Below are 22,452 nucleotides of genomic sequence, written 5' to 3' on the forward strand. Positions count from 1 at the left end.
CTTATGGTTTAATGGGCGACCACGCGCACCAGAAGTTGACGACCCTGACGCCATACTTATTGACCTCTTCCACCACTTCCATTCTGTCCATGCCTCTTTCGCAATGTTCAGCCAGCCAGGCCCTGCTGCTGCAAAACTGTATCCAGCGGTTAAGGTGACGATCCTTAAGCCACAGCCCCATTTCGCAACGGCCCGATTTTCCCCGGCTCGGGCCGGGAAAAGAGACGTCATACTCCGTGAGATATTGACTGCTTTGATGGGGAAGATAGCGAACCAGAGCGGAGGGCAGCTGCAACGAGAACACGCCGATCATAAAAGCGCTACAGATAAAAAGTTTAGGGAGCTGCCGCAGCGTCAGGCGATGGTGAAAAAAGATGACGGCCACTAAGGTAATGACTAAGGCGGCGCCTACGCCGACTTCGCCAGCTATCCAGAAAACGCTATCTGGATCGGCCAGATAGACGTTGCGCGAAAGAGCAGACCAGTACGCCATCGCCACCAAAGGCACAACGGTAAAAAAGGCCATCAGTAAACAGCCTTTTATCCCCAGCCGCTTTATTTCCCTGATAATGTTTTGCATGGGTTCTTCATGATTCCTGCCCTGGAAAACAGGTATCATAAAAAAAATGCCGCCTCGCGTAAACGAAGCCGCAGCTGGCTTTTACTTATCAGGCCGGCACGGCAACCGCCGGGCGCACGCCCAGCGTGTGGCAAATGGCGTAGCTCATCTCCGCACGGTTCAGCGTATAGAAATGGAAATCTTTCACGCCTTCGCGGCTGAGGATTTTTACCATATCCATCGCCACGTTGGCGCCCACCATTTTGCGGGTTTCCGGGTCGTCATCCAGCCCGGCGAACATGCTGGTCATCCAGCCCGGCACGCGCACGTTGGTCAGCGTGGCAAAACGCTGCAGCTGTTTGAAGTTGGAAACCGGCAGAATGCCGGGCACGATTTCCACGTCGATCCCGGCGGTTACGCAGCGGTCGCGAAAGCGCAGATAGCTTTCCACATCGAAAAAGAACTGGGTGATAGCCCGGTTTGCGCCCGCATCAATTTTGCGCTTCAGGTTGATCAAATCCGCCTGCGCGCTTTTGGCTTCCGGATGCACCTCGGGATAGGCGGCAACGGAGATATCAAAATCGCCCACTTCCTTTAACAGCGCCACCAGATCCGCGCCGTACATTTCCGGCTTGCCGCCGCCCGGCGGTAAATCCCCGCGCAGCGCCACGATATGCCGAATGCCGCTGTCCCAGTAATCCTGAGCGATAGCGCGCAGCTCGCTGCGGCTGGCGTCAATGCAGGTTAAATGCGGCGCGGCTTCCAGCCCGGTGCGATCCTTAATACCTTTGATGATGCTGTGGGTACGGTCACGCTCGCCGGAGTTCGCGCCGTAAGTAACCGAAACAAATTTCGGTTTCAGGCTGCCGAGACGATCGATAGAGCGCCACAAAGTCTGTTCCATTTCGCTGCTGCGCGGCGGAAAGAACTCAAACGAGACGTTAATCTGCCCGTTCAGTTCGGCCAGACTCTGGTTCAGTGCTTCGCGCTGGTTGGCGTGGAAAAAACTCATGGCTTACCTCATCGATCGCGGAAGAAAACGGCCCACCTTGAACTTCTATACGTTTAGACGTCCAGACATTCAAAATGACGGATCGGCAGTTTTACGTCAACAGATAAATGATGCCGCAGCGTGACAAATTCTCAACAAAGTTGAATGAAATTCATGCAGGAAAAAGAAGTGAGGAAAATCAAAGGGCCGCCGCGATCGGGCTGAATGCACAGAAAAATGACGCGCTATCATTTAAGCCGGGGCCGCGTTTTACGGCCCCGAAAGAACTACAGCAGCTGCGCCAGCCGGTTGATGTCGGACTGGATTGCGCCTGCCGTTACGTCGCGACCTGCGCCCGGCCCACGGATCACCAGCGGATTATCGCGATACCAACGGCTTTCAATGGCAAAGACGTTATCGCAAGGCAGCAGCGCCGCCAGCGGATGATCGTCCCTGACCGCCTCGACGCCGACGCGCGCCTTACCGTTGGCGTCAAAGCGGGCCACGTAACGCAGCACCAGCCCCATCTCCTGTGCGGCCTCAAAGCGCTGCTGCATCTGCTCGTTCAGCGCCTCGCCGTTCTCAAAGAAGTGATCGACCGACTCGCTTTCGCAGCTTTTCGGCACCAGCGACTCCACGCGCACCTGATCCGGTTCGATATCGTAGCCCGCCTCGCGCGCCAGGATCACCAGCTTGCGCATCACGTCCTGACCGGAAAGATCGACGCGCGGATCCGGTTCGGTCAGCCCCTGCTGCCATGCCTGATCCACCAGCTCGGTAAACGGCACGGTGCCGTCATACTGCAAAAAGAGCCAGGAAAGCGTGCCGGAGAAGATGCCGCTGATGGCGATAATGCTGTCGCCGCTTTCACGCAGATCGCGCACGGTGTGGTTAACCGGCAGCCCGGCACCGACGGTGGCGTTGTAAAGCCAGTGGCGGCCGGTTTTAGCGAAGGCGTCACGGATCTGACGATAGCGGTCGCTGCTTGACGCCCCGGCCACTTTGTTCGCGCCAATCACGTGAAAACCGTGGCTGGCGAAATCCAGATACTGATCGGCGAGCTGCTCGCTGGCGGTCACGTCCAGCACCACCAGGTCGTCGAACGGGTGCGCGCGCATCCACAGGAACAGCGACTCCTCGTCCCGCTCCACCGCCTCGTCATCAAAGAAGGCCAGCGCGCGGCTGGCGTCCAGCCCTTCGTAGTTCAGCAGGCTGCGACGACTGTCGACCACGCCGGCTAAAACATATTCAAATCCCGTCCGCGCCGATAGCGTTTCCTGCTCGCGCGCGAAAAGTTCCAGCCAGCGGGAGCCGATATTGCCCTTGCCGAACAGCATCAGGCCGACCTGTTTTTCCGCGCGGAACAGCGACTGGTGCAGACCGCGGATCAGATGTTCAGTCGGCCCGACGCGCAGCACGGCGACCAGGCTGATGCCCTCTTCCGACTGCCAGATAAATTCAACCGGCTGATCCTTCAGCTGCTGCCAGAAACGGTGGCTGTGCAGCGGATTGCGGCAGACGCCTGCGCCCACCAGCGCGACCAGCGCCATGTCTTCCCGCAGCTGTAGGCGTCCGGGAATGCCCGCGTCCTGCAGCAGCGTCAGCGCGCTGTTCACCACTTCCGAGGTATAACAAAGCTGTAAAAGGTGGCGATCGGGATGAACGCCGGTCGCCAGCGGACGCAGCTGCTCGCGCTGAAGCAGTCGTTCAATCTCTTTCTGCGCCGTGGCGAAATCGTGCTGCGGCGGCACCTGGAACTCAATCAGGCAGACGTCGTCGTGGCTGGTGACAATCCGCGCGCCCGTGCCGGAAGCCAGCACGCGCTCAATGCGGGTCGAGCCCTGTTCCGGCTGGTAGCTACAGCGCAGCTGCAGGTCGATATCGCTGCCGGAAACCGGCTGTAGCGTACGGGTATGCAGCACCGGCGCGGCCAGGCGCGCCAGCTCGCTGGCCTCATCCAGCCGCAGCAGCGGCAGCAGGCAGGCGTCTTTCACCTTGCGCGGATCCGCACTGTAAACGCCCGCTACGTCGCTCCAGATGGTAACGCGCGACACGCCGGCCAGCGCGCCGATCTGCGTGGCGGAATAGTCGCTGCCGTTACGGCCCAGCAGCACGGTTTCACCCGCGTCGTTGCGGCTGATAAAGCCGGTTACCACCAGCCGCTCGCCCGGATACTGGGCAATCAGCTGTTGCAGCAGCGGCCAGGATTTTCCTTCATCCACCTGCGGCTGGGCGGCCCGCTCGGCGCGCAGAAATTCCCGCGCGTCCAGCCAGCTCGCCGCCATATCCTGCTGCTGAAGCACGGCCGCCATCAGCCGTGCCGACCAGATTTCACCGTGTCCCACCACTTCCGCGTAGGCGGCTTCGGTTATTTTGCCATCCAGCAGAGCGGCCAGCTTTTCCAGATCGCGAATGAATTCGCCGATCAGCCCGTCCGCCGTCTGTGCCGGAAGCAGGCTGCTGATTAACTCGCTCTGGTAGCGTCGCAGCGCCTGCTGCACCTGATGCGCCGACAGACGGTCGCTCTGGCTCAGCTTCAGCCAGCTAATCAGCTGATTGGTGGTGCTGCCTGCGGCGGACACCACCATCACGTCGCCGGGACGGCTGTATTCCGCCATGATCCCCGCTACCCGCAGGTAACATTTGGCGTCGGCAAGGCTGCTGCCCCCGAATTTATGCAGCTGACGCGCGCCTGCTGCCACTGCTGAATGACTCATGCTTACCTCTTAGCCGCTATCCGGAATGCATTATCCAGATCGGCAATTAAATCTTCGTGATCTTCAATCCCTACGGAAACCCGCAGCAGCGTTTCCGAAATACCTGCCGCCGCGCGCGCCTCTGCCGACATGCCCGCATGGGTCATGGTAGCAGTATGGGAGATCAGGCTTTCCACGCCGCCCAGCGATTCGGCCAGCGTGAACAGTTCCAGCGCCTTCAGGAAACGACGCAGCGTCTGCTCGTCGCCGTTCAGCTCAAAGCTGAGCATCGCGCCGAAGCCTTTCTGCTGGCGGGCGGCAATCTGATGGCCCGCGTTTTCCGGCAGTGAAGGATGATACAGCTTTTTAACCAGCGGCTGCTGTTTCAGATAATCCACGATAGCGAGCGCGTTGCGCTGTGCGGCCGCCATACGTGGCGCCAGCGTGCGCAGGCCGCGCAGCAGTAAATAGCTGTCGAAAGCCGCGCCGGTTACACCGATATTATTCGCCCACCAGGCCAGCTCTTTCACCCGCTCGGGATCTTTGGCAATTACCGCGCCCGCCACCACGTCGGAGTGGCCGTTAAGGTATTTCGTGCAGGAATGGATCACCAGATCGGCGCCCAGCGCCAGCGGGTTTTGCAACGCCGGGCTAAGGAAGGTGTTATCCACCACGCTAACCGCGCCCGCTTCTGCCGCCGCCTTACAGATAGCCTCAATATCCACCACGCGCAGCAGCGGGTTGCTCGGGCTTTCTACCAGCACCAGCTTCGGTTTTTCCGCCAGCGCAGCGTGCAGCGCCGCTTCGTTGCCCTGATCGACAAACTTCACGCGATACGCGCCGCGCTTGCTCAGGCTGTCAAACAGGCGATAGCTGCCGCCATAGCAGTCGTGCGGCGCCACCAGCAGATCGCCGGGCTTCAGGAAGACGGTACAAACCAGGTGGATCGCCGACATGCCGGTATTGGTCATCACCGCACCGGCGCCGCCTTCCAGCTCGGCCAGCGCGCGCTGGACAACATCGCGGGTAGGATTACCGCGACGTGAGTAGTCATGCGCCCGAGGCTCGTTGAAATCGGTAAAGTTATAGGTGCTGGAGAGGTGGATTGGCGGGACAACGCAGCCATACTGTTCGTCATCATTCAAGCCGCTGCGTACCGCGATGGTTGCCTGTTTACGCGTCATGGTGCATAAATTCCTGCAGGAGAAAGAAAGAAGAGCCACCAGCATAACAGGGAACAGATAGACGTCAATACATCTGGACTTCTAAATGTCTTTGCGTATAGATTGAGCAATCTGTCAATAACCGGTAATATTACCTTTTTGCTCCCTGGAAAAAGTGGGCGCAATACGGTGTGGCGCCGCCCAACTTCGGGCATAATTAGCTGAATTTCGGCACAGTAAATATTAATGATGACTAAGGTAACCCATGGCTGAATGGAATGGCGAATATATCAGCCCTTACGCTGAGCACGGTAAAAAGAGCGAGCAGGTAAAAAAAATTACGGTATCCATCCCGTTAAAAGTTTTAAAAATTCTGACCGACGAGCGTACCCGTCGTCAGGTTAACAACCTGCGTCACGCCACCAACAGCGAGCTGCTGTGTGAAGCGTTTCTGCACGCTTTTACCGGCCAGCCTCTGCCGGATGATGTCGATCTGCGTAAAGAGCGCAGCGACGAAATCCCGGAAGCCGCCAAAGCGATCATGCGGGAAATGGGCGTCGATCCCGATACCTGGGAATATTGAGCGCTTTTTCGCAGATATAAAAAAACCCAGCCGAAGCTGGGTTTTTTATTGCATCCGAAACGGTATCCGCTTCGTGCAGGCGACTTATTTGCTGCCTGGGATGCTGAAACGCTTGTTGAAGCGGTCAACACGACCACCGCTGGCAACGTCACGCTGCTTGCCGGTGTAGAACGGGTGGCATTTGCCGCACACGTCCAGGTTCAGGTCGTGACCCACGGTTGAGCGGGTTTTGATTTCGTTACCGCAAGAACATTTAGCAGTAACTTCAGCGTAATTTGGGTGAATACCTTTTTTCATGGGAAAACCTCAGTTAAGGCCGTGTCGCTCTCCCGTGCCAGGAAAACCCTGCACCGGCACCACACGAAGATTAATAATTCAGGTGATTTGATACCAAAATGCCGTACCAACGGCGGCGAACTATACAGAAAATAACCGCTCGCTGCAATCGAATCCGCACATTCAGGAAGACACAGTGTACACTATCCCGCTCATAATTTCATCCGGATAAATTCATGCCCGTCGTTCAGGTCGCTCTGCCCGTTCCGCTTGCCCGCAACTTTGACTATCTGCTGCCTGCGCATCTGCCTGCGGCGGTGCCGGGCGCGCGCGTCAGCGTGCCGTTTGGCAAGCGCAAAGCGGTCGGCGTGGTGGTGGGGCTTGCGGATACCAGCGACTTTCCCCTCGATCAGCTGAAGCCCGTTTATGAAGTGCTGGACGACGAGTCGCTGTATCCCGCTTCGCTGTGGCGCATTCTGCTGTGGGCGGCGGACTATTATCACTATCCGCTGGGCGAAGTGCTTTTTCACGCCATGCCCGTGCTGCTGCGCCAGGGGAAACCCGCGCGGGAGGCGCCGCTCTGGCAGTGGTTTATCACGGAAACAGGTCGGGAAACCGCCCCGGAAAGCCTGAAGCGCGCGCCGAAACAGCAGCAGGCGCTGGCGGCGCTGCGCCAGCGTAATCTCTATCGCCATGAAATCGGCCAGCACGACATTACCGATGCGACGCTTCAGGCCCTGCGCGCCAAAGGATTATGCGATCTCCAGACGCAGCAGCGCGCGCCGCAGGACTGGCGAACGCATTACGCCGTCAAAGGCGAACGGCTGCGGCTGAACACCGAACAGGCCACGGCGGTCGGCGCTATCCGGGCCGAAGACGACCATTTCGCTGCCTGGCTGCTGGCCGGCATCACCGGCTCCGGCAAAACCGAAGTCTACCTGAGCGTGCTGGAGAACGTGCTGGCCAGCGGCAAGCAGGCGCTGGTGCTGGTGCCGGAAATCGGCCTGACGCCACAAACCATCGCCCGCTTCCGCGAGCGCTTTGACGCGCCGGTAGACGTGCTGCACTCCGCGCTGAACGACAGCGAGCGGCTGGCGGTATGGCTGCGCGCCCGTCAGGGTGAAACGGCCATCGTTATCGGCACCCGCTCGGCGCTGTTCACGCCTTTTGCGCAGCTGGGCGTGATTATTATCGATGAAGAGCACGACAGCTCCTACAAGCAGCAGGAAGGCTGGCGCTATCAGGCGCGCGATCTGGCTGTTTTTCGCGCCCGTCAGGAAGATATCCCGATTGTAATGGGAACCGCCACGCCCGCGCTGGAGACGCTGCACAACGTGCAGATGGGCAAATATCGTCAGCTGAACCTCAGCAAGCGTGCGGGCAACGCGCGTCAGGCGACGCAGCAGCTGATCGACCTGAAAGGCGTGAAGCTTCAGGGCGGCCTGTCGCCGATGCTGATCAAAAAGATAGGGCAGCATCTGCAGGCGGATAATCAGGTGCTGCTGTTTTTAAACCGACGCGGCTTTTCTCCGGCCATGCTCTGCCACGAGTGCGGCTGGATAGCCGAATGCCAGCGCTGCGACCGCTACTACACGCTGCATCAGCACCACCGCCAGCTGCGCTGCCACCACTGCGACAGCCAGCGCCCTATTCCGCACCAGTGCCCCCAGTGCGGCTCGACGCATCTGGTGCCGGTCGGCCTGGGCACCGAACAGCTGGAGCAAAACCTGGGCGAGCTGTTTCCCGGCGTGCCGCTGTCCCGCATCGACCGCGACACCACCAGCCGCAAGGGCGCGCTTGAACAACATCTGGCCGACGTTCATCGTGGCGGCGCCAGGATCCTGGTGGGCACGCAGATGCTGGCAAAAGGCCACCACTTTCCTGACGTGACGCTGGTTTCGCTGCTGGATGTCGACGGCGCGCTGTTTTCCGCCGACTTCCGCTCCGCCGAGCGCTTCGCCCAGCTTTATACCCAGGTGGCCGGGCGTGCCGGACGTGCCGGGAAACAGGGCGAAGTGATGCTGCAAACCCATCATCCTGAACATCCCCTTCTGCAAACGCTGCTGCATCAGGGCTACGACGCTTTTGCGCAGCAGGCGCTGGTCGAAAGGAAAACCGTGTTTCTGCCGCCGTTCACCAGCCACGCGCTGTTCCGCTCGGAGGATCACGATAACCAGCAGTCCGCGCTCTTTTTACAGCAGCTGCGCAATCTGCTGGAAGCCAGCCCGCTTAAGGATGAAGCGTTCTGGGTTATGGGCCCGGTGCCGGCGCTTCAGCCTAAACGAGGCGGGCGCTACCGCTGGCAGCTGCTGCTCCAGCATCCTTCCCGCGCGCTGCTGCAGCGGCTGATTAAGGCTACGCTGCCGCTGATGGGCACGCTGCCGCAGTCGCGCAAGGTGAAATGGACGCTGGATGTGGATCCCACCGAAAGCTGAAATGCCAGACGATATCGTCTTCTTGCTGCGAGCCGGCTCGAAAAAAGTCGCACAAGTCACTATTTTTATGCAAATTAAGTAACGCAATTGATTAGCATTGGTTAATTTCACGGTGAGGGTCGGCTATAACGCTGACAAAAAGCCTTTTATTTCCGGCCGACGCCGGGCAGTCAACCGGCCGGTATGAGGAGAACAGCGTTGGAGCACAAGCCAGAAACCGTGGGCGCCACGATGAAAGACGTGGCGGAAAAAGCGGGCGTATCGACGGCGACCGTTTCCCGCGCCCTGATGAGTCCGGAAAAGGTTTCTGCCGCCACGCGCCAAAAAGTCGACGAGGCGGTGATTGCCGTTGGCTATTCGCCTCATGCCATGGTGCGCCATCCGCGACGCAGCGAGTCCCGCACAATCCTGGTGATAGTGCCCGACATTTGCGACCCCTTTTTCAGCGAAATTATTCGCGGCGTGGAATCGGTGGCGGCCGAAGAAGGCTATCTGGTGCTGATTGGCGACTGCGCGCACCAAAACCGTCAGGAGAGCGCTTTCCTGAATCTGGTGATGACCCGACAGATTGACGGCATGGTGCTGCTGGGGTCGCAGGTGCCTTTTGAAACCGGGCCGGAAGAGCAGCGCAGCCTGCCGCCGATGGTGATGGCCAATGAATTCGCGCCCGATCTGGCGCTGCCGACCGTGCACATTGATAACCTGACGGCGGCGTTCGAGGCGGTGAACCATCTGCTTAAGCTGGGCCACGAGCGTATCGCCTGCGTCGCCGGGCCGCAGGAGATGCCGCTGTGTCAGTATCGCCTGCAGGGCTATATTCAGGCGCTGCAACGCAACGGCATCAGGCTGGATCCGCGCTATATCGTGCGCGGCGATTTCACGTTTGACGCCGGCAGCCGCGCGCTGAAGCAGCTAATGCGGCTGCCGCAGCCGCCGGACGCCCTGTTCTGCCATAGCGATATCATGGCGCTGGGCGCGATGGCGCAGGCGAAAATAATGGGGCTGCGCGTGCCGAAAGATCTGTCGCTGATTGGTTTTGATGATATCGAACTGTCGCGCTACAGCGATCCTCAGCTGACTACCATTGCCCAGCCGCGATTCAACATCGGCCGCGAGGCGATGAATCTGCTGCTGGAACAGCTACAGGGCAAGCTGGTAAACAGCGGTTCCCGGCTGCTGGATTTTGAAATAAAAATTCGCGGCAGCACGGCGCCCGCGCTGCGGCAAAAAGCGTAGCGCGAACAAAATCTTTCCTTTTGGGCAACAAAACCGAGATTCAGCAGATTCTTAATCGTATCCCTGCTGGTCAAACTTCCGGCCCTTGAGTAACATGGCGAGCTGCAGGCCAGCGCGCTGGCCCGACCTTACTCTTCATTGATTATTAGCGGAACGATAGTGGCACAAAAAGATTACGTAGGCCGCGGGCGTTCGACAGGGACGCGTCGCAAAAAGAGCAACGGCCGCGGCGGCAGTAAAAAGCGCAGCAGCGGATCGGGTGTATCAAAGATCATGGTAGGTCTGGCCGTCGCGGTACTGGTGACGTTTGTCGGTGGCTTATGGTTTATCGCCCATCATAAAAAAGAGGAAGAGGCGCCGGTCATTCCGGATCACAAAGCAGCCGGCAACGGTTTGCCGCCCAAGCCAGAAGAGCGCTGGCGCTACATTAAAGAGCTGGAGAACCGTCAAATCACCGTGCCGACGCCCGTCGAGCCTTCGGCAGGCGGTGAAGTGCATTCGCCTACGCAACTGACCGACGAACAGCGCCAGCTGCTGGAGCAGATGCAGGCCGATATGCGCCAGCAGCCTACCCAGCTGAACGAAGTGCCGTGGAACGAGCAGACGCCAGCCCAACGCCAGCAAACGCTACAGCGCCAGCAGCAGCAGACGCAGCTGCAACAGCAGTCGCGCCAGCCGCAGAACGCCTATTCATCAGAACCTCAGCCTTCTCGTCAGGTACAGACGCAGCCACAGATCCAGCCGCGTCAGGTTCAAACGCAGCCGCAGGTACAGCCATCGCGTCAGCAGCCGGCACAGCAGCAGCACATGCTGCCGCAGCACAGCCAGCAGCCGACGGTAGCTCAGGAGCCTGTCCGCCAGCCGCAGCCGAAAACCGAGAAGCCAAAAGAAGTCGAAAAAGAGAAGACGCAGCGCTGGATGGTGCAGTGCGGCTCGTTCAAAGGCAGCGACCAGGCGGAATCCGTACGCGCCTCGCTGGCGTTTGAAGGCTTTGAAAGCAAAATCACCAGCGGCGGCGGCTGGAATCGCGTGATCGTCGGCCCTTACAACAGCCGCACCGCCGCCGACAGCACGCTGAAACGCCTGCGCGGCAACGGCCATTCAAATTGTATTCCTGTCTCTTTGGGGGGTTGAAACCTTCCAGATTCCCCCCATATCTGATCGCATCATTGCCCCGCAGTAGGCCTGCGGGGAGATCTTTCGACTGTAACAAGGGGTCTGCCCGTGACAACAATTGTAAGTGTACGACGCAACGGCCAGGTAGTAATTGGCGGTGATGGCCAGGCTACGCTCGGCAACACCGTAATGAAAGGCAACGTCAAAAAAGTGCGTCGTCTTTATAATGACAAGGTCATTGCTGGTTTTGCCGGTGGCACAGCAGATGCCTTTACGCTGTTTGAGCTGTTCGAACGCAAGCTGGAGATGCATCAGGGCCATCTGGTGAAGGCGGCGGTCGAACTGGCCAAAGACTGGCGTACCGATCGGATGCTGCGCAAGCTGGAAGCCCTGCTGGCCGTAGCTGACGAAAACGCCTCGCTGATCATCACCGGCAACGGCGACGTGATCCAGCCGGAAAACGATCTGATCGCCATCGGTTCTGGCGGCCCGTACGCACAGGCTGCCGCTCGTGCGCTGCTGGAAAACACCGACATTGGCGCGCGCGACATCGTGGAAAAAGCGCTGGGTATTGCAGGCGATATCTGCATCTATACCAACCACAATCTTACTATCGAAGAATTATCGTCTAAAGCGTAAGGACCCTGATTATGTCTGAAATGACCCCGCGCGAAATCGTCAGCGAACTGGACAGATTTATTATCGGCCAGGACGGCGCCAAGCGCGCTGTTGCCATCGCCCTGCGCAACCGCTGGCGCCGTATGCAGCTCGACGAAGAGCTGCGCCACGAAGTGACGCCTAAAAATATTCTGATGATTGGCCCGACCGGCGTAGGTAAAACCGAAATCGCCCGTCGCCTGGCCAAGCTGGCGAATGCGCCTTTTATTAAGGTGGAAGCGACTAAGTTCACCGAAGTGGGCTATGTAGGTAAAGAAGTGGATTCTATCATCCGCGATCTGACCGATTCCGCGATCAAAATGGTGCGCTCGCAGGCGATTGAGAAAAACCGCTATCGCGCCGAAGAGATGGCCGAAGAACGCATTCTCGACGTGCTGATCCCACCGGCGAAAAACAACTGGGGCCAGCCGGAAGCCGCTGCCGAGCCGTCTGCTGCCCGCCAGTCTTTCCGCAAAAAGCTGCGCGAAGGCCAGCTGGACGATAAAGAGATCGAAATCGATCTGGCCGCCGCGCCAATGGGTGTCGAGATCATGGCGCCTCCGGGTATGGAAGAGATGACCAGCCAGCTGCAGTCGATGTTCCAGAACATCGGCGGCCAGAAGCAGAAGCCGCGTAAGCTGCCGATCAAAGAAGCGATGAAGCTGCTGATCGAGGAAGAAGCCGCCAAACTGGTCAATCCGGAAGAGTTAAAGCAGGAAGCGATCGACGCGGTCGAGCAGCACGGCATCGTGTTTATCGACGAAATCGACAAGGTCTGTAAGCGTGGCGAAAGCTCCGGCCCGGACGTTTCCCGCGAAGGCGTACAGCGCGACCTGCTGCCGCTGGTGGAAGGCTGCACCGTTTCCACCAAGCACGGTATGGTGAAAACCGACCACATTCTGTTTATCGCTTCCGGCGCGTTCCAGGTCGCCAGCCCTTCCGATCTGATCCCGGAACTGCAGGGTCGTCTGCCGATCCGCGTCGAGCTACAGGCGCTGACCACGCACGACTTTGAGCGCATCCTGACCGAGCCAAGCGCGTCCGTCACCGTGCAGTACAAGGCGCTGATGAAGACCGAAGGCGTGGATATCCACTTTACGGAAGACGGCATCAGCCGCATCGCTGCCGCAGCCTGGCAGGTGAACGAAACCGCTGAGAACATCGGCGCGCGTCGTCTCCATACCGTGCTGGAGCGCCTGATGGAAGAGATTTCCTACGACGCCAGCGACCGCAACGGCGAGTCGATCACCATCGATGCCGATTACGTTGGTAAACATCTGGACGAGCTGGTAGCGGACGAAGATCTCAGCCGCTTTATTCTGTAATCTTCCACGCTCGCGCCTTTTTAAACCCCGTCGCTTACGCGCGGGGTTTTTCTTTGTCCGCCGCCTCTGCTTTCCCGCCCAATTCCTGACGTGGATTAATTCTCCGCGTGCAGACAGCCAGTAAACTGGTCGCTTTCCGGCATTCATCCTCTTTCAGCAAAGGCCCAGCCTGATGAGCGACAATATCTCTGCAGTTCCGGCTTTTACCTCTTTCCGCGCATGGCTGGAAAGCCTGCGCTTACGTACGCTGCCTTTAGCCTGCGCGTCAGTGATTACCGGCTCGGCGCTGGCCTGGCGTGAGGGACATTTCGATCCGGCCGTCGCGCTGCTGACGCTGCTGACCACGGCGCTGCTGCAAATTTTGTCCAATCTGGCCAACGACTATGGCGATGCGGTAAAAGGCAGCGACAAGCCCGATCGCCTCGGCCCGCTACGCGGCATGCAGAAAGGGCTGATCGGCCTGAAGCAGATGCGCTTTGCGCTGACGCTGACGGTCGCGCTGACGCTGATCGCAGGCGTAACGCTGGTGGTGCGCGCCTGTCAGAGCCCCGGCGATATGCTGGGCTTTCTGGCGCTGGGCGCGCTGGCCATCGTCGCCGCCATCGCCTATACGGTAGGGAAAAAACCTTACGGCTATCTTGGGCTGGGCGATCTTTCCGTGCTGGTTTTCTTTGGCTGGCTGGGCGTGGTGGGCAGCTTTTATCTGCAAACGCACGGCCTGCATCTGTTGGCTTTTCTGCCCGCGACCGGCTGCGGCCTGCTGGCGGTCGCCGTGCTCAACGTCAATAACATGCGCGATATCGACAGCGATCGGCGGAACGGTAAATTCACCCTGGCCGTACGGCTCGGCGCCTGTAACGCGCGCTATTACCATGCCATGCTGCTTTCCGGCGCGCTGTTTTGCTTTGGCCTGTATGCCAAACTGGCGATGCTGGACGCGTCGGGCTGGCTGTTTTTGCTCAGCGCGCCGCTGTTGTTCGGCCAGGCACGCTTTGTTATCAAACATACCGCCGCCGCCGCTATGCGGCCCGTGCTGGAGAAAACGGTAAAAGCGACGCTGCTGGTTAATCTGCTTTTCGCCATTGGTCTGGCGATGAACTAATCGCGATGTCCCTGACCTGCCGCAATTTTTAACAACTGATGATTTTGCCAACAACCGCCAGAAAGCGATATACTTAGTCTCCCTGTGGCGAACAGATGAACCCCTTATGAAATACGATACTTCCGAACTCTGCGACATCTATCATGAAGATGTGAACGTGGTTGAACCGCTCTTTTCAAACTTTGGTGGCCGCACCTCGTTTGGCGGGCAAATCACCACGGTGAAATGTTTTGAAGATAACGGGCTTCTGTATGATCTGCTGGAAGAAAACGGACGCGGGCGCGTGCTGCTGGTAGACGGCGGCGGCTCTGTACGGCGCGCGCTGGTCGATGCGGCGCTGGCTCGCCTGGCGTTGCAAAACGAATGGGAAGGGTTGGTGGTCTACGGCTCCGTGCGCCAGGTAGACGACCTGGAAGAGCTGGATATCGGCATTCAGGCGATTGCGGCTATCCCGGCTGGCGCCGCTGGCGAAGGCATTGGCGAAAGCGACGTGCGCGTCAATTTTGGCGGCGTGACCTTCTTTTCAGGCGACCATCTTTATGCCGACAATACCGGTATTATCCTTTCCGAAGATCCGCTGGATATCGAATAGCAAACCTTATCCTTCCAGAAGATCCACCGGCTGGCATATAGCAAAAACGGGTGCTGACTGGCACCCGTTCTTTTACCGCCTGCCGTCAAACCTGACTCAGACTTCTTCCATTTTTCCCAACAGCGCACGCAGACGCTCCTGCCAGACATGCTGCTCCTCTTTCAGGTGCTGGTTTTCACGCACCAGGGATTCGCTGTTGCCCGCGGCCTGCTGAACCTGCTGATTCAGGTTGTTGTTCTGCTCTTTCAGCTCTTCAATTTCCATCTGCAGCAGCGTGATAGTATCAATCGCCTGCTGTACTTTTGCTTCCAGTTTCTCGAACACTTCAAATGACATCGTAAATGACCTCTCCTAATCGCAAGGCGTTGATGTTGCAGACGCGGCGCGATCGACACTGGCCGACCCGCTGCGGCTCACAACGATGTTCCGATTGTATGTAGAGCGGCCCGCCAAGTCCAGCAACGAACCTGCTACGGCGCAGAGAGCCGCGTTTTTCAGCGCAGACCTGGTGTTTGTAACATTTACCCGCGATCCCTGCGCGGGTATTGTTAACAAATTGCAACATGAAATGGAAAACGAAAGCCAAAAGCCGCAGGAAAATTCCGTTAAAAGACGCGAAAACGCTCATTTTTTTGAAGCAGCACACAACTTTTGATTTCGCTATTTCTCGTTTATGCTCGTTAACGATAAATTCACAACAACCCCACACAAGATTGGGGCGACTCAGGGAAAGAGAAAAAAAAGCCGTACACCATTTAACCTCGCCTTCAGGAACCAACATCATGAGCCAGACAACCACCACCCTTAAAGGGCAGTGCATCGCCGAGTTTCTCGGCGTCGGCACGATTATTTTCTTTGGTGCCGGCTGCGTCGCGGCGGCAAAGGTAGCAGGCGCGGTACTCGGCCTGTGGGAAATCAGCATCATCTGGGGGATCGCCGTTGCCATGGCGGTTTACCTGAGCGCGGCCATTTCCGGAGCGCATTTGAACCCGGCCGTGACCCTGGCGCTTTGCCTGTTTGGCAACTTCGAAGGCCGTAAAGTTATTCCTTATATTGTGGCGCAGGTAGCAGGCGCCTTCTGCTCCGCCGCGCTGGTTTATGCGCTCTACCATAACCTGTTTCTGGACTACGAGCAGACGCACCATATGGTGCGCGGCAGCGTCGAGAGCCTGGATTTGGCCGGTATTTTCTCTACCTACCCTAATCCGCATATCAGCGTTGGCCAGGCTTTCCTGGTTGAAGCCGTGATCACTGCCGTGATGATGGGGCTGATTATGGCGCTGACCGACGACGGCAACGGCCTGCCGCGCGGCCCGATGGCTCCGCTGCTGATCGGCCTGCTTATCGCGGTTATCGGCGGTGCAATGGGTCCGTTGACCGGCTTCGCCCTGAACCCGGCCCGTGATTTCGGACCCAAGATCTTTGCCTGGCTGGCCGGTTGGGGTAACGTTGCTTTCACCGGCGCCCGCGATATTCCTTATTTCCTCGTGCCAATTTTTGGCCCGATTGTTGGTGCCTGCGTGGGTGCATTCGGCTACCGCTCTCTGATCGCCCGTAACCTGCCTGGCGCAGCTGCGGTAAAGAAGCCAGAGACGATAGCGCGTGCTGAACAGCGTAAAGCGTAAGTGCTAACCCTTTACACATCAGGAAGGATTTATGACTACAGATAAAAAATATATCGTCGCGCTGGATCAGGGCACAACCAGCTCCCGCGCCGTGGTGCTGGATCACGACTCCAACATTGTTGCGGTTTCCCAGCGCGAATTTCAGCAAATTTATCCTAAGACCGGCTGGGTCGAACACGATCCGATGGACATCTGGGCGTCACAAAGCTCCACGCTGGTGGAAGTGCTGGCCCACGCCGATATCCGTTCGGACGAGATAGCCGCCATTGGCATCACCAACCAGCGTGAAACCGCTATCGTCTGGGACAAAGAGACCGGCAAGCCGATCTATAACGCTATCGTCTGGCAGGATCCGCGCACCGCCGACTACTGCGCCCGACTGAAAAAAGAGGGGCTGGAAGAGTATATTCAGCACACTACCGGGCTGGTGATTAACCCTTACTTCTCCGGCACCAAGGTTAAATGGATCCTGGATCACGTTGAAGGCTCGCGCGAGCGGGCAAAGCGCGGCGAGCTGCTGTTCGGCACCGTCGATTCCTGGCTGGTGTGGAAAATGACGCAGGGACGGGTGCACATCACCGATTACACCAACGCCTCGCGTACCATGATGTTCAACATCCACAAGCTGGAGTGGGATCAGCGCATGCTGGATATCCTGGATATCCCGCGTGAAATGCTGCCGGAAGTGAAGTCTTCTTCCGAAGTCTACGGCCAGACCAATATCGGCGGTAAAGGCGGCACGCGTATCCCTATCGCCGGTATCGCGGGCGACCAGCAGGCGGCGCTGTATGGCCAGCTTTGCGTTCAGCCGGGCATGGCGAAAAACACCTACGGTACCGGCTGCTTTATGCTGATGAACACGGGCACGGAAGCGGTCACCTCCACTAACGGCCTGCTGACCACTATCGCCTGCGGCCCGCGCGGCGAAGTCAACTATGCGCTGGAAGGCGCGGTATTTATCGGCGGCGCGTCTATCCAGTGGCTGCGTGACGAGATGAAGCTAATCGGTGACGCCACCGATTCCGAATACTTCGCCACCAAGGTGAAAGACAGCAACGGCGTGTATATGGTGCCGGCCTTTACCGGCCTGGGCGCGCCTTACTGGGACCCGTATGCGCGCGGCGCTATCTTCGGCCTGACGCGCGGCGCGAACGCGAACCATATTATTCGCGCCACGCTGGAATCTATCGCCTTCCAGACCCGCGACGTGCTGGAAGCCATGCAGAATGACTCCAACACCCGCCTGCAGTCTCTGCGTGTCGATGGCGGCGCGGTAGCCAACAACTTCCTGATGCAGTTCCAGTCCGATATCCTGGGCACCCGCGTCGAACGCCCGGAAGTATTGGAAGTAACCGCGCTGGGTTCCGCCTATCTGGCGGGGCTGGCGGTCGGCTTCTGGAAAGATTTGGATGAAGTCCGTGCCAAGGCCGTCATTGAACGCGAATTCCGTCCGAGCATCGAAACCACCGAGCGTAACTATCGTTATGCAGGCTGGAAGAAAGCCGTTTCCCGCGCTCAGGCATGGGAAGACCACGAAGAGTAACGTCTTCTCGCCCGCAGTCGCCACAGCTGCGGGCATCTGTTCCGCCCCTCCTCCCTGATGTTCAGAACCCGGCGATAAGAATGCTGGCGTTTTTCCTCCCCGCCATGCCAGACTTCCTGCTTCATTACTTTGCGTAAGGCCCATTATGAAACGAGAACTCGCTATTGAATTTTCACGCGTAACGGAAGCGGCAGCGCTGGCTGGCTATAAATGGCTGGGGCGCGGCGACAAGAACGCGGCCGACGGCGCTGCGGTGCACGCCATGCGTATCATGCTGAATAAAGTCGATATCGATGGGCAAATCGTCATCGGCGAAGGCGAGATCGACGAAGCACCGATGCTGTACATTGGCGAAAAAGTGGGCAGTGGCCAGGGCGATGCGGTGGATATCGCGGTCGATCCTATTGAAGGCACGCGCATGACCGCCATGGGCCAGGCCAACGCGCTGGCCGTGCTGGCCGTTGGCGATAAAGGCACCTTTCTGAACGCGCCCGATATGTATATGGAAAAGCTGGCGGTTGGCCCTGGCGCGAAAGGCGCTATCGATCTGGCGTTGCCGCTGGCGGAAAACCTGCGAAATATCGCGCGGGCGCTGCAAAAACCGCTGACGGAGCTGACCGTCACCGTTCTTGCCAAGCCGCGCCATGACGGCGTGATTGCCGAGATGCAGCAGCTGGGCGTGCGAATTTTTGCCTTTCCCGACGGCGACGTGGCCGCCTCTATCCTGACCTGTATGCCGGACAGCGAAGTGGACGTGCTGTATGGCATCGGCGGCGCACCGGAAGGCGTGGTTTCGGCGGCGGTGATCCGCGCGCTGGATGGTGATATGCAGGGACGCCTGCTGCCGCGTCACGCGGTCAAAGGCGATACGCCGGAAAACCGCGCGCTGGGTGAACAGGAGCTGCAACGCTGTCGGGCAATGGGTATTGAAGCCGGAAAGGTGCTGGCGCTGACCGACATGGCGCGCAACGATAACGTTATTTTCTCCGCAACCGGCATCACCAGCGGCGATCTGCTGAAAGGCATTACGCGCCAGGGCAACGTCGCCACCACCGAAACGCTGCTGGTGCGCGGCAAATCGCGCACTATCCGCCGCATCCAGTCCATTCACTATCTGGATCGTAAGGACGCGAGCCTGCATCAATATATTCTGTAGGATGTTTACGGGCCGTTTGGCCCGTTACTTCATACCGCGTGCATCTCCGGCCTTTTCGACAAGGGTAGCCAGCACAGCAGGATCAGCAGCGCCATGGCGAACATCAGCATTCCCAGGCTGAACTGGCCGTTCTGCGGCAGCAGCGCCGACAGCCAGGCCGCCAGGCCCGATCCCAGGTTTTGCAGGCCGCCCAACAGCGCGCCCGCCGTACCGGCCATATAGGGCCACGGCTCCATGGCGCCCGTGGTCGCCAGGGGAAACAGCATGCCCGCGCCGAAGAAAAACAGCGCGGCAGGCGCCACCAGCGTCCAGATGGTCATCACGCCGAACCAGGCCGGGATCCACATCAGCGCGCCAGCCAGCAGGCAGCTATTGACCGACCACCACATCAGCTGCTGAAAAGGCTTATTGTCGCGACCGGCAAACCACGCGCCGAAAAACGCCGCCGGGATCGGCAGAATAAACAGCAGGCTGACCGTGAGGCTGTTGAGTCCCAGCACGCCGCCCATCAGCACGCCGCAGCTGGCTTCAAACACGGCGATGCCGCCCAGCGCGCCCATCAGCATAATCAGATAGCGCACAAAGGTGCTGTCAGCCAGCAGCGGCTTATAGCGTGAAAAAAGCGCGCGTTTTTCCAACGGCGCGGGACGCGTTTCCGGCAGCCAACGCAGCATTGCCGTGCCCACACCCAGGCAGAGCAACAGCAGAAAAATAAAGCAGGCGTGCCAGCCAAACAGATGAGTCAGCAGCGCGCCAATCACCGGCGCAACCAGCGGACTGACCAGAATGCCCATATTCAGCAGGCTGTTGGCCTGCCGCAGCGCGCCGCCCGCATACAGATCGCGCGGCATGGTGCGAGCCATCACGCCCGCCACGCCCGTTCCCAGTCCCTGAATGGCGCTGCCCAGCACCAGCAGATCGAAGGTCGGCGCACCGAGCGCGACCAGTGAACCGATCATAAAAATAGTTAATCCGCCCAGGATAACCGGACGCCGCCCGATATTATCCGACAGCGGGCCATACAGCAGCTGCGAGCCGCCGTAGGTCATCAGATACGCGGCCATCACGCGCTGCACCACGCCGTCGCGCACGCCAAAATCCTGTGCGATGGTCGCCATCGCCGGAACATAAATGGTTTGCGCCATCTGACCGACGGCCACCAGCGCGATCAGCATCACCAGCAAATGCCCGTTTGCAATTTTCTTCATTTTATCAGCACAATTTATCGGCTAAATCGCCATTAAACAGGACGATTGGCCAGGAAGGGTTTTCGATAGCGAGGAAAATATCAGGAACGCATGACAAAGCGAGAGGGCAAGGAAAAATGGTCTTTAATTAAGTGTCAGCAAAAGCGTTCAGCGGCGTAAATGAAACTGTACGTCGGATGCCGGATTTGTCGATATGAGCTTTGCGCATCACGGAGGCTGGCAAAAAAGCCGTTCCGTAGCGAAGATAGGCTATTCAACCGTTTTGACTAAGGAGCGCACTATGGCCGAGTGGGTCAACGCCACAGTACAGCAGGTGCAGGACTGGACGGAGAGCCTGTTCAGCATTACCGTCACCGCGCCCATCGATCCCTTTATTGCCGGACAGTTCGCCAAGCTGGCGCTGGAAGTCGACGGCGAACGCGTGCAGCGCGCCTACTCTTTTGTGAACGCCCCCAGCAACGCCAACCTGGAGTTCTACCTGGTGACGGTGCCGGAAGGCAAATTAAGCCCGCGACTTCATGCATTGCAGCCGGGCCAGAAGCTGATGATCACCAAAGAATCCGCCGGTTTTTTTGTGATAGATGAAATCCCCGAGTGCAAAACGCTGTGGATGCTGGCGACCGGGACGGCTATCGGCCCCTATCTTTCTATCCTGCAGGAAGGCAAAGGGCTGGCGCGTTTTGAGCATATCGTTCTCGTCCATGCCGTCCGCTACGCGCAGGACCTGAGCTATCTGCCGCTGATGCAGGCGCTGGAGCAGCGCTATCAGGGACAGCTACGTATTCAGACGCTGGTCAGCCGCGAAGCGGCCGAGGGGTCGCTGACCGGCCGCGTGCCCGCGCTGATAGAGCGTGGCGAGCTGGAAGCCGCCGTCGGGCTGCCCATGACGGCAGAAGAGAGCCATATCATGCTGTGCGGCAACCCGCAGATGGTCAGAGACACCCAGCAGCTGCTGAAAGAGACGCGCGACATGCGCAAGCACCTGAAACGTAAGCCTGGCCATATCACCAGCGAACACTACTGGTAATCGGGCGTCCGACGGCCAAAATAGTTCACCTGCAACGTCGTTTTGCCGAAGCGGTTGGCGCCCTTGCTGCCGCTGAACACGCCCAGCTCCAGGCTCATGGTCACCAGGATCAGCGTGGGAATAAAGCGCCCCAGCGTCCACTGCCAGGTGGCGGGCAGCGCCGACCAGTTCCCTGCCAGCAGCATCCACGCCACGATCAGCAGCAAAGCCCAGGCGGCCGATTTGTTACGGTCGTGCAGACGTTTCACCACCACGGCGCTGGACGGCCACAGCAGGCTGACCACGCAGAAGGCGGCGGTCTGCGTGCTGATCCAGCCTCGCGCGGCCAGGGTAAACAGCACGGTCAGCAGCACCAGCCACAGCGTCAGCCAAATCCACAGATCGCGCCGCCCCAGCCTGCCACGCCAGGAAAAACACCACGCTTGTAAGGTCATTTTTTCTTCCTCAGAACAGCGTCAGGCTTTGACTTTGCCGGTCATTGTCCGTTTTAATCTTGCGTTAACTGCATTAGTTAGAGCGACAGATAATGAATAAAGCGTTGTTCACGGGTTTTACGTTACTGGTCTGGCTGAGTACCGCGCCCGTTCGGGCCGAAGCCGATCCTCAGGAGCGTGCTGAACATATGCCTACAGCGCCCTATCTTCTGGCGGGTGCGCCGACCTTTGATATGACTATCGGCCAGTTTCGCGAAAAGTATAATGCTATCAATCCAAAGTTACAGATTGCTGAATACCGGGCGACGGACAGCCGCGGTGATAAAAGTAATTTGACCCGTGCCGCCAGCAAGATCAATGAAAATCTCTACTCTTCTACCGCGCTGGAACAGGGAACCGGAAAGATCAAAACGTTACAGATTACCTGGCTGCCGGTGCCCGGCCCGGAAGAGAAAGCCGCACGGGATAAAGCGCTGGCCTATATGATTGCGCTGACGCGGTTTTTTGAACCGACGCTGACTCAGGAACAGAGTCAGAAGCGGCTGGACGATCTGCTGAGTAAAGGGAAAGGCTCGCGCTACTATGCCCAGGCGGAAGGCGCGCTGCGCTACGTGGTGGCCGACAACGGCGAAAAAGGGCTGACCTTCGCCATCGAGCCGGTAAAACTCGCCCTGAACGGTGGCTAACCGGGTTTAAAAATGACGAAAAGCAAAGCTCTGAAGGGCTTT

General features: G+C 58.6%; 22 protein-coding genes. 13 read left to right on the forward strand and 9 right to left on the reverse strand.

Going from position 1 to position 22,452, the window contains the following annotated elements:
- Nucleotide 1: 1 nt before the first annotated feature.
- From QZH36_RS19965 to metB, 4 genes are all read right to left on the reverse strand, one after another.
- Entirely contained in the window at nucleotides 2-580 is a 579-nt protein-coding gene (locus QZH36_RS19965) for a hypothetical protein (RefSeq protein ID WP_253457119.1), read from the reverse strand.
- A gap of 88 nt (nucleotides 581-668) precedes the next feature.
- Nucleotides 669-1,571 carry a methylenetetrahydrofolate reductase gene (gene metF / locus QZH36_RS19970; protein ID WP_253457115.1) on the reverse strand — a complete coding sequence of 301 codons (903 nt, stop codon included), beginning with the start codon at nucleotides 1,569-1,571 and terminating at the stop codon, nucleotides 669-671.
- Between the two features lie 266 nt (nucleotides 1,572-1,837).
- The gene (locus tag QZH36_RS19975) at nucleotides 1,838-4,267 is read right to left on the reverse strand and encodes a bifunctional aspartate kinase/homoserine dehydrogenase II (RefSeq protein ID WP_301730960.1); all 2,430 of its coding nucleotides are present in this window, start codon (nucleotides 4,265-4,267) and stop codon (nucleotides 1,838-1,840) included.
- Between the two features lie 2 nt (nucleotides 4,268-4,269).
- Nucleotides 4,270-5,430, reverse strand: coding sequence for a cystathionine gamma-synthase (gene metB / locus QZH36_RS19980; RefSeq protein WP_301252494.1), 1,161 nt, complete (start codon nucleotides 5,428-5,430; stop codon nucleotides 4,270-4,272).
- Nucleotides 5,431-5,674: 244 nt separating this feature from the next.
- On the opposite strand from metB, the gene metJ reads away from it, so the two are divergent.
- Nucleotides 5,675-5,992, forward strand: a complete 318-nt coding sequence (gene metJ, locus QZH36_RS19985; protein WP_125290568.1) for a met regulon transcriptional regulator MetJ — start codon at nucleotides 5,675-5,677, stop codon at nucleotides 5,990-5,992.
- An 84-nt stretch (nucleotides 5,993-6,076) separates the two neighbouring features.
- Here metJ and rpmE read toward each other — a convergent pair whose 3' ends face one another.
- Nucleotides 6,077-6,289, reverse strand: coding sequence for a 50S ribosomal protein L31 (rpmE, locus tag QZH36_RS19990; protein ID WP_024966154.1), 213 nt, complete (start codon nucleotides 6,287-6,289; stop codon nucleotides 6,077-6,079).
- 215 nt (nucleotides 6,290-6,504) lie between these two features.
- Here rpmE and priA point away from each other — a divergent pair, with 215 nt between their 5' ends.
- From priA to rraA, 7 genes are all read left to right on the forward strand, one after another.
- Nucleotides 6,505-8,703 (forward strand): primosomal protein N', encoded by a 2,199-nt coding sequence (gene priA / locus QZH36_RS19995; RefSeq protein ID WP_253457105.1) that lies wholly within the window; start codon nucleotides 6,505-6,507, stop codon nucleotides 8,701-8,703.
- Between the two features lie 198 nt (nucleotides 8,704-8,901).
- Nucleotides 8,902-9,939, forward strand: coding sequence for a DNA-binding transcriptional regulator CytR (gene cytR, locus QZH36_RS20000; protein ID WP_253457102.1), 1,038 nt, complete (start codon nucleotides 8,902-8,904; stop codon nucleotides 9,937-9,939).
- Between the two features lie 159 nt (nucleotides 9,940-10,098).
- On the forward strand, nucleotides 10,099-11,073 hold the full coding sequence (gene ftsN / locus QZH36_RS20005) for a cell division protein FtsN (RefSeq protein WP_301252492.1): 975 nt from the start codon (nucleotides 10,099-10,101) through the stop codon (nucleotides 11,071-11,073).
- Between the two features lie 90 nt (nucleotides 11,074-11,163).
- The gene (gene hslV / locus QZH36_RS20010; RefSeq protein WP_012439891.1) at nucleotides 11,164-11,694 is read left to right on the forward strand and encodes an ATP-dependent protease subunit HslV; all 531 of its coding nucleotides are present in this window, start codon (nucleotides 11,164-11,166) and stop codon (nucleotides 11,692-11,694) included.
- Nucleotides 11,695-11,705: 11 nt separating this feature from the next.
- Nucleotides 11,706-13,037, forward strand: a complete 1,332-nt coding sequence (gene hslU, locus QZH36_RS20015; RefSeq protein ID WP_125290572.1) for an ATP-dependent protease ATPase subunit HslU — start codon at nucleotides 11,706-11,708, stop codon at nucleotides 13,035-13,037.
- A 172-nt stretch (nucleotides 13,038-13,209) separates the two neighbouring features.
- Nucleotides 13,210-14,139: a 1,4-dihydroxy-2-naphthoate polyprenyltransferase gene (locus QZH36_RS20020; protein WP_253457096.1), complete on the forward strand. Its 930-nt coding sequence runs from the start codon at nucleotides 13,210-13,212 to the stop codon at nucleotides 14,137-14,139.
- 106 nt (nucleotides 14,140-14,245) lie between these two features.
- Nucleotides 14,246-14,731, forward strand: a complete 486-nt coding sequence (rraA, locus tag QZH36_RS20025) for a ribonuclease E activity regulator RraA (RefSeq protein ID WP_253457093.1) — start codon at nucleotides 14,246-14,248, stop codon at nucleotides 14,729-14,731.
- Nucleotides 14,732-14,827: 96 nt separating this feature from the next.
- Here rraA and zapB read toward each other — a convergent pair whose 3' ends face one another.
- Both zapB and QZH36_RS20035 read right to left on the reverse strand, forming a co-directional pair.
- Entirely contained in the window at nucleotides 14,828-15,067 is a 240-nt protein-coding gene (zapB, locus tag QZH36_RS20030) for a cell division protein ZapB (RefSeq protein ID WP_125290575.1), read from the reverse strand.
- Complete coding sequence (locus tag QZH36_RS20035) at nucleotides 15,057-15,515, reverse strand: hypothetical protein (RefSeq protein WP_253457091.1); 459 nt, start codon at nucleotides 15,513-15,515, stop codon at nucleotides 15,057-15,059. The genes zapB and QZH36_RS20035 overlap by 11 nt, the downstream gene beginning before the upstream one ends.
- On the opposite strand from QZH36_RS20035, the gene QZH36_RS20040 reads away from it, so the two are divergent.
- The 3 genes from QZH36_RS20040 to glpX all read left to right on the forward strand — a co-directional run bounded on the left by QZH36_RS20040 (nucleotide 15,514) and on the right by glpX (nucleotide 19,055).
- A complete protein-coding gene (locus QZH36_RS20040; protein WP_301252485.1) occupies nucleotides 15,514-16,356 on the forward strand; it encodes an MIP/aquaporin family protein in 843 nt (280 codons plus the stop codon). The two genes, QZH36_RS20035 and QZH36_RS20040, sit on opposite strands and share 2 nt — an antisense overlap.
- Nucleotides 16,357-16,387: 31 nt before the next feature.
- Nucleotides 16,388-17,899 (forward strand): glycerol kinase GlpK, encoded by a 1,512-nt coding sequence (gene glpK / locus QZH36_RS20045; protein ID WP_253457085.1) that lies wholly within the window; start codon nucleotides 16,388-16,390, stop codon nucleotides 17,897-17,899.
- Nucleotides 17,900-18,044: 145 nt separating this feature from the next.
- Nucleotides 18,045-19,055 carry a class II fructose-bisphosphatase gene (gene glpX, locus QZH36_RS20050; RefSeq protein WP_301730961.1) on the forward strand — a complete coding sequence of 337 codons (1,011 nt, stop codon included), beginning with the start codon at nucleotides 18,045-18,047 and terminating at the stop codon, nucleotides 19,053-19,055.
- Nucleotides 19,056-19,084: 29 nt separating this feature from the next.
- On the opposite strand, the gene emrD is transcribed toward glpX, so the two are convergent.
- Nucleotides 19,085-20,263 (reverse strand): multidrug efflux MFS transporter EmrD, encoded by a 1,179-nt coding sequence (gene emrD / locus QZH36_RS20055; RefSeq protein WP_253457079.1) that lies wholly within the window; start codon nucleotides 20,261-20,263, stop codon nucleotides 19,085-19,087.
- A gap of 280 nt (nucleotides 20,264-20,543) precedes the next feature.
- On the opposite strand from emrD, the gene fpr reads away from it, so the two are divergent.
- Nucleotides 20,544-21,290, forward strand: coding sequence for a ferredoxin--NADP(+) reductase (gene fpr, locus QZH36_RS20060; RefSeq protein WP_301730962.1), 747 nt, complete (start codon nucleotides 20,544-20,546; stop codon nucleotides 21,288-21,290).
- Here fpr and QZH36_RS20065 read toward each other — a convergent pair.
- A complete protein-coding gene (locus tag QZH36_RS20065) occupies nucleotides 21,281-21,724 on the reverse strand; it encodes a DUF805 domain-containing protein (protein WP_301730963.1) in 444 nt (147 codons plus the stop codon). The genes fpr and QZH36_RS20065 overlap by 10 nt on opposite strands.
- Before the next feature lie 92 nt (nucleotides 21,725-21,816).
- Here QZH36_RS20065 and QZH36_RS20070 point away from each other — a divergent pair, with 92 nt between their 5' ends.
- Entirely contained in the window at nucleotides 21,817-22,410 is a 594-nt protein-coding gene (locus QZH36_RS20070; RefSeq protein WP_301730964.1) for a YiiQ family protein, read from the forward strand.
- The last annotated feature ends 42 nt before the right edge of the window (nucleotides 22,411-22,452 follow it).

It is taken from the genome of Erwinia wuhanensis (genome assembly GCF_030484085.1).
Classification (GTDB): domain Bacteria; phylum Pseudomonadota; class Gammaproteobacteria; order Enterobacterales; family Enterobacteriaceae; genus Erwinia; species Erwinia aeris.

Coding starts and splice junctions, on each gene's coding strand:
- QZH36_RS19965 (WP_253457119.1), bottom strand. CDS start 580: ATGCAAAACATTATCAGGGAAATAAAGCGGCTGGGGATAAAAGGCTGT.
- metF (WP_253457115.1), bottom strand. CDS start 1,571: ATGAGTTTTTTCCACGCCAACCAGCGCGAAGCACTGAACCAGAGTCTG.
- QZH36_RS19975 (WP_301730960.1), bottom strand. CDS start 4,267: ATGAGTCATTCAGCAGTGGCAGCAGGCGCGCGTCAGCTGCATAAATTC.
- metB (WP_301252494.1), bottom strand. CDS start 5,430: ATGACGCGTAAACAGGCAACCATCGCGGTACGCAGCGGCTTGAATGAT.
- metJ (WP_125290568.1), top strand. CDS start 5,675: ATGGCTGAATGGAATGGCGAATATATCAGCCCTTACGCTGAGCACGGT.
- rpmE (WP_024966154.1), bottom strand. CDS start 6,289: ATGAAAAAAGGTATTCACCCAAATTACGCTGAAGTTACTGCTAAATGT.
- priA (WP_253457105.1), top strand. CDS start 6,505: ATGCCCGTCGTTCAGGTCGCTCTGCCCGTTCCGCTTGCCCGCAACTTT.
- hslU (WP_125290572.1), top strand. CDS start 11,706: ATGTCTGAAATGACCCCGCGCGAAATCGTCAGCGAACTGGACAGATTT.
- QZH36_RS20020 (WP_253457096.1), top strand. CDS start 13,210: ATGAGCGACAATATCTCTGCAGTTCCGGCTTTTACCTCTTTCCGCGCA.
- rraA (WP_253457093.1), top strand. CDS start 14,246: ATGAAATACGATACTTCCGAACTCTGCGACATCTATCATGAAGATGTG.
- zapB (WP_125290575.1), bottom strand. CDS start 15,067: ATGTCATTTGAAGTGTTCGAGAAACTGGAAGCAAAAGTACAGCAGGCG.
- QZH36_RS20040 (WP_301252485.1), top strand. CDS start 15,514: ATGAGCCAGACAACCACCACCCTTAAAGGGCAGTGCATCGCCGAGTTT.
- QZH36_RS20035 (WP_253457091.1), bottom strand. CDS start 15,515: ATGATGTTGGTTCCTGAAGGCGAGGTTAAATGGTGTACGGCTTTTTTT.
- glpK (WP_253457085.1), top strand. CDS start 16,388: ATGACTACAGATAAAAAATATATCGTCGCGCTGGATCAGGGCACAACC.
- glpX (WP_301730961.1), top strand. CDS start 18,045: ATGAAACGAGAACTCGCTATTGAATTTTCACGCGTAACGGAAGCGGCA.
- emrD (WP_253457079.1), bottom strand. CDS start 20,263: ATGAAGAAAATTGCAAACGGGCATTTGCTGGTGATGCTGATCGCGCTG.
- fpr (WP_301730962.1), top strand. CDS start 20,544: ATGGCCGAGTGGGTCAACGCCACAGTACAGCAGGTGCAGGACTGGACG.
- QZH36_RS20065 (WP_301730963.1), bottom strand. CDS start 21,724: ATGACCTTACAAGCGTGGTGTTTTTCCTGGCGTGGCAGGCTGGGGCGG.
- QZH36_RS20070 (WP_301730964.1), top strand. CDS start 21,817: ATGAATAAAGCGTTGTTCACGGGTTTTACGTTACTGGTCTGGCTGAGT.